Here is an 11,766-nt window from a genome sequence, read left to right as displayed (position 1 = left end):
CTTGGTTAGCGGCAGAAAGTAACAACCAACACCGGCCACATGCTTAGCGCTATTTTCCCCGGAACATGCCGGACGTCCGCACGGTCTCTTCGAGACCAGCAGAAAGACCGATTGCCCCTGCGATCATACGGGAGCAATGTGATTTGTTGAGCATCTCAAACAACACTGATGGTGATCATCTGAACGATTAGGGATGTCAATCCAACGGAGAAAGAAACCACATCCGTTGAGAAGTTTCAATCACTTCAGGCGGCGGCACCTTTTCCCCGGTCAACTGTTCGATGGCCCATCCGCAGGCGTTGTTCACCATGCTCGGCGACGGCTTTCCTTCCAAATAAAACTTTCGCAACGTCGGCAAATGATCGTTGGCTTTCATTCGACCAAGTGACAATGCACACATCCGGCGAACGAGTTCGACTTCCACATCAAACGGATTGACGGCCGCCAACCGGCCTTCGAGAAGACCGGCGAGGTCGGGGCTTGGCTTCCCCTCATGCAACCATCCCAATGCCCAACAGGCGGCAGAACGAGTTTGGATTCCGGCCAGAGCTTTGGGCGGGATCATGGCTCGCAAGGTCTTGTCGGCCGGGGTAAATCGGGCTTGTCCGAACCATTGAGCAAGCTGGCTGAGTTGTCGGTCCCGCCAATCTGGCGGGACGTTCTTGATTGTGTATCGTTCAAAATGGTCGAGGGCCTTCGGCAATGTGGCCGGAACCGCCAACATTCGCAACGCCCAAGCCGCGGCGATGGCGACCTCCGGGCGGTCGTCATTCAGCAGATTGACAAGGCGGTCGGCGGCGGGCCGATGCTTCAAATCGGCGAGCAAGATCACCGATTGCTCCCGGCCTCTCCAGTCGGTTCCGGCCAGCGCCTGCTCGCCTTCGCGTATAACCTTGTCGTGATGGGCCGCCGCTAGTTCCCGGAGAAAACGGCGGGCTTTGGAACGGACATCCGGGTGCGCGTCGGAAAGCCGGTCGCCAAGGAGCCGAAAATGTTTGTCGGAGGGTCGTCGGAACAGCACCTCGATCCCTTGTCCCCGGACGTTGGCGTCCGAACTGGCGAGGACTGAATCCAGCAATGGCTCGACCAAAACGGGATCGATTTCGATGAGCCGGGCGAGTGCGACCGTCACCACCGATGGTTCCGTGTCGCGAGCAAATGATTGTAACCGACGAACCGTCTCATCTCCGGAATGTTGACGGAGCAACCAAGCCCCCGCGACCCGGCCGATCATGCCTCGACGGGACTTGTCCGCGCCCAACCGGTCGGCATCCGATTCGGCCCCTGATTTTCGGAGGATGCTCAGCGCGCGGGCGGCCTCCAGGCGAACGGCCGATGATGACTCAAGTGACAGAACAAGTTCACGAAGGCGGGGGACTGCTTTTTCTTCCTTCGCAACGGCGACCGATTGAATTGCGAGGATTGTTTCTCGTCGATGCGGAGCCGGATGGCTCAGGCGCTTCAGCCACTCATCCTTTGCGGGGTCATATCCCCAACGAGCCAAGGCTGGTTCGATGATTTCACAAAGGTCGGCATCTCCGGACAAAGTCAGTTTGAACAGATTCGGAGCCGACTCTTTGGCGTCCAACACCACCAGTGCCCGCGCGGCGGCCAGTCGGACCGATGCGTGCTGGCCCTCGCGATCAAGTTCGCGTGTCAGGGCCGGAATGGTTTGCCTCAGCCCGTCCATTCCAAGTTGATGGGCGCGTCCGATGGTCAAAGCCGCCTGGCAACGGATGTCTGCTTCCGGCCGATCGAATGCCGTGATCCAGAGGCCGGGCAATTTGTCGGGGAACGTCCGCACCGTGCGGGGAACGGCGAGTTCCGGGCTGTGAAGCATGACCGAGTCAAATAATTCTTCAGAGCGAACCGCCGGAACGCCTTGAACCAGACAGCCCAACACAAACATGAATTGCCATCTGACAGGCCGTCCCGCCGTCAATGTGTTGTTACTCATTTCGTTCCTTACTCCGGACGGCAAAGTTGGCGTGTTCGCAATGCCAGCACAAACAACAGAAAAATGCTGACACCCCCGGTGATCCACCAATTGAGCGGAAGCAGGTCATATCCGTCGAACCCCTGAAAGTCGGCGGCACCCAAGGCGGCAGCGATCGGGCTGCAAGCCAGAGCGGCCTCCACTGTCGGATGGCCGAACGGCGAGTCTTTTCCCAGCCAGATTAGGAAAGGCGCCAGACACACCCCCACGACGATCAGATACGCGGCGGCAGTGGCGGCGGCCGTCGAACGAAATAAACTACTGGCCACAGCACTCGCCAATACGGCGAAAATCGCCGTGACACCCAAACAGACAAGCGGTCGTTGCATTCGGACAAATTGGTCCGGTTCGACCATTGCCATCACCATATATCCGGGCAGAGTGCCACACATCAGCAAGAGGACCGGCCATGCCACGCTGAGCAGCTTTCCGCGAAGAATTGCCCCGGCCGAAAGAGGCGTCATCCGCAGGAGCCGCCATGTGCCCCCCTCTCTCTCGGCGCTAATCAACCCCGAGGCGAGGCTCGGGACAAACAAGATCAACAGGAATGTCTGGAGAAGAATGATTACCCCGCCGACCGACTGAGAACCCCACGCCAGCGCGCCGGAGACCGCGATGTAACTGAGGCCGAGGGACAGGATCGCGCATAACGCGATGAGTCGCAAAACCCAATGGGACCGGCCAAATCGCCGGGTTCTTAGTTCTTTCACCAGCACCGGGTTAAACAACAGATTGATGCTCCCGGAGCGGCGTTGGGGGTCAACCAAAAAGAATATTCGCCGGGCGGCCCTTCCCGAAAGAGAGCGATCCTGAGTCATCACTCCGGCCGGTCGTGACCGGTCAAGCGGATTACGGCCAAGCCCGGAAACGGTCATCAGGGCACACCCGATGCTCGTGAGCAATGAGAGGCCGAGGTATCGGGGAACCACGTCACCTTCGGTACCAAGGCCACGATCTCCAACTCCGGTGTTGCCGAGCGTTTCCATCACGGCGGGAACGGGAGACAGGCACCGCACCAGCGAGGCCAGATCAACTTCCGGCCCCGAACCTCCTTGAAGGAACCAATAAGGAGCGAGAGGTAACACAACGACCGCCAGAACAAGGGCGTAAGTGGTGCGAAGAGCAGCATCCGACGAGTTTTCCCGGCTGCTGACAAGCAAGCCGAGAGTCGTCAGTTGAATCGTGGCCGCCGCGAGGACAGCGTAAAGCAGTACGACGCCCCCCTTCGCCGACATGCCGCCAAGGGCGTGACACGCGGCGGCGGCGGGAGTTGTCACCGCGAGCAACACAACGGCAAACCCCAACACTCCGCCAAGTTTGCCAATGTAAATCGACCATGGAGACATTGGCGAATTCAACAGAAGGGCAAGTGTTCCGTTGACCTTCTCCCAAACGATGGATGTGGCCGGGAACGCGGGCACGAGAAACAAAACCCCGGCCAGCAAACCATAACCAAACACTCTCAGCACCTGAAGCGATCTGGCTCCGTTGAGATCGCTCACTCCGCCGGTTGGCCAACGCACCAGCACAAGGAGCGAGCAAACGACGGCCAGCGCGATCATCGCCGCAGTTGCCGTGCGGGTGCGGAGCAGGTCGAGCAGTTCACGACGGATGATCGGGTTCATGTCAAACCCGCTTTCGCGGCATCCGCCGCCGCCTCGGCATCTCCCACCCGTGCGGCCGTCATGAATGCTTCTTCCAAGTCAGTCTGCACTTCGCGGAACTGGATCACCCCAAGCCCGGCCGAAACCAATTCCCCGAGAAGTCCGGCGATTGCATCGTCGCTCTTCGCCGTCCGAAACCGCACCGCCGACTCGGTTGGCGACGGAGTCACTTCTCCGCCCGCTTCCACGTGCCGTCGAATCACTTCGGCCGCCCGATCGACGGCCCCTTCTTCGGTGAGCAGAACCTCCATCGTCCGTTGGGGATTAAGTTGTCGGGCAATCTCGTCGAGGGTGCCAATCGCCCGCAACCGTCCGCGAGTGATGATGGCGACGCGATCACAGATCCTCGCCAGTTCCGGGAGGATGTGACTGGTGACAATCAAGGTTTTGCCACGCGCGGCCAAGTCAAGCAGCAATTGCCGCATCTCGATCCGCGCTGGCGGATCGAGACCGTTGGCGGGTTCATCCAAGATAAGAACAAGCGGATCATGGAGCATCGTCCGAGCGAGGGCCACTTTCTGGCGCATTCCGTGGCTCAGGCTCTCGACGAACAGATCCTTGAATTTGGGACACCGGGCCAGTTCAAGAACCTCGTCAATCCGTTTGGCCCTCGTCCGACGGGGAATGCGGAATGCGGCCCCGAAGAAATCGAGATATTCGCCGACACGCATGCCGTCGTAAGAACCGAAGGTATCCGGCATATAGCCGATCAACCGCTTGAGTTGGCGCGGCGCGGCGACACAATCAATCCCTCCCACGGTGGCTGTTCCGCTCGTCGGTCTCGCCAATCCGACCAAGATTTTGATGGTGGTCGTCTTGCCAGCGCCGTTCGGCCCGATGAACCCGAGGATCTGACCTTTCCCAACCGAGAGGCTCAGGCGGTCGAGGGCCGTGAACTTGCCATATTTTTTCGACAACTCTCGGATATCAACCACCAGCTCATCCGTACCCGTTCCCACGTCGTCACCCCCGGATTTATGGCCGGTTTTGGAATATTCGCTCAGTTTCGACAAGCCGCCAACCCACCCGCAGACAGTTTGGTCACGGAGTCGCCCCCGTTTTTCCGGTCACTTCAATCGCCAACGATTCGATCTTCCAAGGCGTATTGTCGGCAACTCCGGACGAGGTGGCGCTGATCTCTAAATTCAGATAAAGGCATCCCTGCTCGTCCAGTCGAAGAACCGAGGCATCCGTGATGTCAATCCGGATTGGTTCGTTTGCAGAATCTGCCTCAAGTAAGGGAATCGGTTTGGCGCCCTTTCCCCCGGTCACCGAAAACCGGCGTGAGGGAATGCGGGCTTGGGCAAAAAACGTGACTCGTTCCACTTGGAACGGGAGAACAGAGGCCGGAATTTGGAATCGCAACCGCATGTCTGCCGGGAATTGGGCGCTCATCGTCACCGGCAATTGTTTTCCATCCTCCGTCTGCCGGGTGTAAGGGACCATTCCTCGGGGGATGACCACCTTGGTTTCCGGAGGCGTTCGTTCATACTCAAGAGGGACGACAAGCAAGACGCTTCCAACAATCCTGGCACCCTCTTCGCGAATGATCGGAACCTCCGATGTGTCTGCCCATGTCCAAAGAAAATCTCGCCCGTCAGGATGACGCGGGGCCGGCCCGTCGAGGAGACGCCGATAGACAGCTTGCCTTCGTTGTTGGCGGTCGGTCAGCACCGACCCGGCCAGATATTGACTCGCCGGAAGGGCATCGGAAGTTCCCGAGGCAAATTGGCCCTCCGTTCCGAACCGGACGGCCAACGGTTCTCTGATCCGGGGCAGGATGATCGCATCGGTCACGTCCCTGAATGGCCCGTGAGTCAGTTTCCCCTCAACCCCGTTTGGCCCAAATCGGGCGGCAGCGGCAATTCGGCCGGTTTTGATGGTGGTCCGAAACGATCCGGTCCGGGTTCCGGCCGGCAACTGCAAACCTTCCCACCGCCAGGAATCGGTGTCGCTTTCCACCCGCATGCGTGTTTGCCCGCCAAGCCCCTCGGCATCAAGGCCAAGCATGGCCCCTTGATTGGTGCCCACTGCCATGGGTCCGGAACTCGGGTGATACACGGCATACAACCCGGACACGACAGACTCTTCGCTGCCGGGCACCGGATCCACCAGTGCCGCGAGACCAACCGTTGGCGGCACCGCCTGACGCGAAATGTCCGACAAACCGACGAAAATGACTGCCGCGATGCCGGCGGCGAACGGCGCCAGCCCGCCGAGAAGTTCCGACCGTCGGCGCCGACGCAAACTGATTGTCAAGCCAATGAGTGCGATTACAAAGCCGCCGAGGATCAGCGCAACCGTCCCGCGTCCGATGACCGCATAGCCAATATCCTCCACCAGCATCGCCTGGAAGATTTCCGGCGGATGCGGATCGGCTTCGGCCGGTGGATGAAGTTCCAAAGACAAAAACGTCACCGGGCCAAGGGGAATGGGAAATTCGGGAATTGCCGAAAAAGGCGACTTCTTGTCTTGCGCGGGGCGCGGGCGCGACCATCCCCGAGAACCGAGGGTGGTGAACAACACCTTGCCCCGGCCCACACGACGGGTAAATGCCGCCGGCCAGCCATCCACGGTGGCAAACACGCGGTCGGATGCTGATGGCACGACCCGGACAAAGGCAACTGGTTGTTCGACTTCTTGGGGCGGATCTGGCTTCGGACCATCCGGCGGCCCATGCAACGGGATGGTGGTCAGTCCAACCCGATCAACGACCCCGATCTCAAAGTCATCTCCAAGGATTGGGGCCGCCACTTCTGAATCAACCTTGTCCAACATCACCCATAGCCGGCCACCCTGTTCCACCCATCGCCGCAGAGCGGCCCGGCCGGGCGGGTCGGCCGCCAGACGGTTCCCGGCGAGAATAAACACATCGACGCCATCAAGCGCCTCGGCCGACAACGGGAGCGGGCCATCGTGCACGATGTTAATGTGCTCTGACAGCGAACCGGCCCGCGGAAGCCGGGCGAGTGCAAGCAACTCGGCAGGAACGCCCGGTTCGAATGCCTCGACATCAGCCATCAATGCAGTCGCTTGTTCCCGGCGACGGTAAAGCACCCCGCGAGACCGTATTCGTTCTTCGCCGGGCGGAAGCACAATGCGATCCACTCCCCCGGTCCGGTCGTGCAAAACCGCTTGAAATTCTCGGGAATTCTCCGATTTCTGACCAGGCGCCGGGCCGACCGTCAGCCAGGTTGAGACACTGGCCCGGCCCGGTATCCAAACGTCGCGGGCATACTGGACATCCGGCTTTTCCGGATAGAAAACCACAACCCGCGCATCCCGCCCAGTGACATTCGGATTCACCACCGTGAACTGGAGGGTTCCACAACTTTCCGTGACGGATGCCCGCCCCCCGGTCGGCGTCAATCCTTGAAGGATGAGGGGTTGGTCCTTTGGTTCCTGAGCACGGGCAACATCAGCCGAGGGAAACAAACCGACGAGAATCACGGCCGTCAGAGCGGGCAGCCACGATGAAAATCCCGCCCGAATCACCCAAATGACGACATGAGCCGGGTTTCGTCTGGCCATCACCGGACCCATTCCTCAATCTCCCCGCTCCGGTTGACCAATTGACTTGGATGATTCCAAATTGGCACAAAGGATTTGTTCTTAGATTTCAACTCTACCCCCCCGGCGAACGAAGTCCACGATATTCTTTTCTCTCAAAATTTGTGGCATCCCGATGGCAACGTGGGGGCTCAATCCGGTTTCCGTCTCCGCTCGATGTTCTCCATCACTCCCCATGAAGTGGCTTCCCCGGAGGAATGCCATCGAGTACGATCTTGTCACAGAGATTGGGGGATGGTCATGATTCAATTGAGCGGAACGTCACGCCGACTGTGTCACGGACTGACCCGCCGCGATTTTTTGCACATCGGCGGCCTTGGCGCCTTGGGGCTGAATGTTGGTACTCTTTCCGGAAGCCCGACTGCTCCGACGGCCAAGGCCAAGGCTTGCATTCTCTTGTTTCTTTATGGCTCGCCTCCGCAACACGAAACATTCGACCCCAAACCAGAGGCCCCGCGCGAGGTGCAAGGGGAGTTGTCGTCCATCCCCACATCCGTTTCCGGTGTTCGCTTTTGCGAAGGTCTCCCCAAGATTGCGAAGATCGCCAACGAGTTGACCGTGGTGCGATCCATGACGCATCCCTATCCGGTGCATGGGGTGGCTTATGCCATCAGCGGACTTCCAACCTATGATCCGTCGTTGGAAGCGAAGGCAAGGGATTCGCGTCACTGGCCGTTCATTGGCTCGGTTGTTGATTACTTGGAGGATAAGTCCGGCTCGTCTCCGTCATCCAGTGTGCCACGAAATATCGCCCTGCCGTGGATGCTCAACTCGAAGACAGACTTGTTGGTGAACGCCGGACCCTTTGCGGCATTTCTTGGACAAAACCATGACCCTGTCTGGACCGACTACACCGGCAAGGGAGTGCGGACTGTTCCCAGATACACGGACGGGCAGACGAAGGATTTTGTCGATCCGTTCGGAGGTTGCACGACCGACGGTCGCTTCCAACTTTCCGATGCGGCCGTCCCTTCCGCCGATCTTTCTCCAGAACGTCTCGATCATCGCCTCTCCCTGCTCGGGCAATTCGACAAGGCGCGCCGACAGAATGATCAATCGATGTCTCGGTCGCCATTTGACCGGCAACGGGCGCAAGCCCATGCCCTGCTAACTTCGGACCGCATCCGCTCGGCCTTGGATGTGACCCGTGAATCGTTGGCCGTCCGCGAAACCTACGGGATGACGTTATTCGGGCAAGGTTGTCTGGCGGCCCGCCGGCTCGTTGAAGCCGGTTCAAAATTCATCACCGTCTTTTGGGATGGTTATGGTCAGTTCGGCAATTGTGCCTGGGACACTCACAACAACCATTTTCCCCGACTGAAAGAATACCTGCTACCCGGATTTGATTTGGCCTATTCCGGCTTGATCGACGATCTGAAATCGCGGGGTTTGCTCGACGAAACGCTCGTTTTGTGCGTCAGCGAACATGGACGCGCCCCGCAAATCGACTCGAAGCCCAAAGGAGCCGGCCGACACCATTGGTCCCGCGTGTATTCGGCGGTTTTCGCCGGGGGAGGATTCGCCCGCGGAAAAGTGGTCGGGGCCTCCGACAAGATCGGCGGCGATGTCAAGGATTGTCCTGTTTCTCCGAAAGATGTGCTGGCCACCACGTTTCATCAGCTTGGTTACGACCCGCATTCCACCGTGCCGGACACACAAGGCCGGCCGTTGCCGATCGCCGGCGACGGACAGGTGCGAGCGGAGTTATTGGCTTAGTTCATCACTTCTCCCGTAAGAGAAATTGCTTTTCAGGCCTCTTTCATTCTGTTAAATTAACCCAATCAAGCTTGAACCCTCCCTGTCAACCCCCCTTGTTATCCACTTCGCGAACGTTCCTTGTCCTCTTGGAATCTCCCGAAGGCTCAACCATGACACGAATCGCTATTGCCGCCGTTTTCGCCCTGTTCGCCATGCCGGTTTTCGGTTTCGCAGCCGATGGGTCCTCGCCCTCTTATCAGCGTCATGTCGCGGCTTTGTTCAGCAAACTTGGTTGCAATGGCGGAACGTGTCACGGCGCCGTGAAGGGACAAAACGGGTTTCGTTTGTCGATGTTTGCCGCCGATCCCGCCGGTGATCACGAGCGGTTGATTCGCGAATCCGCCGGCCGAAGACTGAACTTACTCGCCCCGGAAGCCAGTCTGCTGCTTCAAAAGGGAACAGGACAAATATCGCACGGAGGCGATATCCGGCTCCGTGTCGGCGGCCCCGAATACGAGGTTCTGCGCCAATGGATTGCCAACGGGGCGAGGGCGGATGAGGCATCGCCCGCTCGAATCAAAGAATTGCGAGTTTTCCCCGACGAACACGTTGCCAAACCAGGCGAGACATATCGCTTGAAAGCAGAGGCAATCTTTGCCGATGGCAGCGCCGAGGATGTGACGGCTTACTGTTCGTTTGAATCCCACGACCGGAGCGTGGCCGTGGTTGATGCGACAGGGTTGGTGACCGGCAAGGGCGTTGGCGACGCCTGTTTGATGGTTCGGTATCGCGCCCAACCCGTGTCGGCGCGCGTGCTCGTTCCAAGGCCCGTTGCGGGCGATTTCTCTGAGGTGAAGCCGAGCAATTTTATCGACAATCATGTTCTGGCCAAACTTCGGCGACTGAATTTGCCCGCCGCCGCTCTCTGTGATGATGCGACGTTTCTGCGTCGTTGTCATCTCGACGTGACGGGTGAACTGCCAACATCCGATGAAGTGCGCGCGTTCCTGAAAGACCCGGCGGTTGACAAACGGGCCAAAAAGATCGATCAACTTCTCGCCCGTCCCGGACACGTCGATCTTTGGACGTTGAGGTTCTGTGATCTCTTGAAGGCCGCGGATTTTGGAGTCTATGCCGACGCCATGTCCCAAGAACATGATGCCCCGCGCATGCAGGCGTGGATTCGGGCCAGGCTTGCCGAGAACATGCCCTATGACGTGTTCGTGGAACGAATTTTGCTCGCCACCAGCCGGGAAGGGCGGAGCATGGAGGAATACGCCGGCGAAGTGAAAGCTCTGTTCGACGGGTACGCGCCCGGCCGACCGGATCTGGACATCTACGCGAAACGTAAGACGCTCGACCTTTATTGGCAGCGTCGCGGATCGGACGGCGTCAAGGGAACAATGCAAATCGCCCATGCGTTTCTCGGTTTGCGGCTCGAATGCGCGCAATGCCATCGCCATCCGCACGACAACTGGCAGCAGGAAGATTTGCTCGATTTCGCCAATTTGTTCATGCGTGTTCGCCCGGTCGGCTTTCAGGGAGACAACGAGAAGAAATTCACGGATGCCGCCGTCTTCTTCAAGAAATTCAACGACGAAGGCAAGGCACTTGAAGCCGAGGTCAAAAAACGCAAAGAGGGTGATGGCAAAAAGCTGGAAGCAGACGCCAAAAAGGCAAAGACTGACGCAGACAAACTGATGGCGGAGATCTCGAAACTGGAAAAGGAAAAAGGCAATCCCGCCGAGCTTGCGAGGAAGCAACAGGAACTGAAAGCCGCCAAAGAACTATTGGCGAATGCCGAGAAATATCGACAGGAAACGGCGGCGATTGAGAAAAAAGCCAAAATGATGCCCGAGGCGGCTCGTCGGATCATGCAGGCCGAGTGTCGGTTGCTATCAAACGGCGTTCCGGCAAAAGTGATCAGCACGCTCGGGACCCAAGAATCGAAAAAATTTCGCCTCTTGGGCGAGACAGACCCGGTGACATTCTCGGCGGACCGCGACTCTCGCGAATTAGTGATTGAGTGGATGCGCAAGCCGAACAACCCATACTTCGCCCGTGCGATGGTGAACCGCGTTTGGGCGCATTACTTTGGTCGCGGGATCATCGACCCGCCGGACAATCTCTCCGCGTATAACCCGCCCACCCATCCGGAACTGCTTCAAGAGCTTGGCGATGGTTTCGTGAGGAACAAATACGATCTTCGCTGGCTGCACCGTGTGATTTTGAACAGCAGAACGTATCAACAAGCCAGTTCGCCTTTCAAGGGCGCCGAAGCGGACCGTGCGCACTACGCATTCTTCCCGTTGCGCCGTCTCCCGGCGGAGGTCATGCTGGATGCCCTCAACTTCGCCACCGGCACGAGTGAAAACATGGGAATGCAGTTTCATTTCTGGCCGGAGAAGATGACAGCCGTGCAGGCGCCGTTCATCCCGAAAAATCCGTTTGTGGCTCATGTGATGGAAACCTATGGCCGGCCTCAGCGAAACTCGGCGGTGCAGTGCGACTGCGAACGCGACAGCGGCGGCTCGATCTTCCATGTGCTGACGCTGGCCAATCACCCGAGTGTTTGGGAAAAGATCAAGGAGCCTTCGGGGAGAGTGGCGACGATGCTCAAGGCGACGGGTGATGATCGATCAAAGATTGACGAACTATTTCTGGCGACGGTGAGCCGATTGCCGACGGAAATCGAGCGCGACGCTTGCCTGAAATTCGTGACCGAGGCCGACACCCGAGAAAAAGGCTTGCAAGGTGTCTTATGGAGCCTGATCAACACCCGTGAATTTCTGGTGCAACACTAATGTCGGCGGCCTTGCCCGCGACGGCAACTTTGTC

Annotated in this window: 6 protein-coding genes; 2 read left to right on the top strand and 4 right to left on the bottom strand. The window is 58.6% G+C overall.

Going from position 1 to position 11,766, the window contains the following annotated elements; all coding sequences use genetic code 11:
- Positions 1-196: 196 nt before the first annotated feature.
- The 4 genes from BGIM_RS0109680 to BGIM_RS0109665 form a co-directional block, all read right to left on the bottom strand.
- Positions 197-1,957, bottom strand: coding sequence for a HEAT repeat domain-containing protein (locus tag BGIM_RS0109680; RefSeq protein WP_020469587.1), 1,761 nt, complete (start codon positions 1,955-1,957; stop codon positions 197-199).
- An 8-nt stretch (positions 1,958-1,965) separates the two neighbouring features.
- On the bottom strand, positions 1,966-3,621 hold the full coding sequence (locus BGIM_RS0109675; protein ID WP_020469586.1) for an ABC transporter permease: 1,656 nt from the start codon (positions 3,619-3,621) through the stop codon (positions 1,966-1,968).
- A complete protein-coding gene (locus BGIM_RS0109670; protein ID WP_202947235.1) occupies positions 3,618-4,595 on the bottom strand; it encodes an ABC transporter ATP-binding protein in 978 nt (325 codons plus the stop codon). Before BGIM_RS0109670 ends, BGIM_RS0109675 begins: the two co-directional genes overlap by 4 nt.
- Before the next feature lie 106 nt (positions 4,596-4,701).
- Positions 4,702-7,203, bottom strand: a complete 2,502-nt coding sequence (locus BGIM_RS0109665) for a hypothetical protein (protein ID WP_020469584.1) — start codon at positions 7,201-7,203, stop codon at positions 4,702-4,704.
- A gap of 267 nt (positions 7,204-7,470) precedes the next feature.
- Between BGIM_RS0109665 and BGIM_RS0109660 the strand changes: the two genes are divergently transcribed.
- Positions 7,471-8,946, top strand: coding sequence for a DUF1501 domain-containing protein (locus BGIM_RS0109660; RefSeq protein ID WP_029629896.1), 1,476 nt, complete (start codon positions 7,471-7,473; stop codon positions 8,944-8,946).
- A gap of 152 nt (positions 8,947-9,098) precedes the next feature.
- Positions 9,099-11,732: a DUF1553 domain-containing protein gene (locus BGIM_RS0109655; protein WP_020469581.1), complete on the top strand. Its 2,634-nt coding sequence runs from the start codon at positions 9,099-9,101 to the stop codon at positions 11,730-11,732.
- Positions 11,733-11,766 lie beyond the last annotated feature (34 nt).

The organism is Zavarzinella formosa DSM 19928 (assembly GCF_000255705.1).
In the GTDB taxonomy this organism is placed as follows: domain Bacteria; phylum Planctomycetota; class Planctomycetia; order Gemmatales; family Gemmataceae; genus Zavarzinella; species Zavarzinella formosa.
The sequence above is the reverse complement of the archived record's forward strand: the minus strand, read 5'-3'. Positions and strand labels throughout refer to the sequence as shown.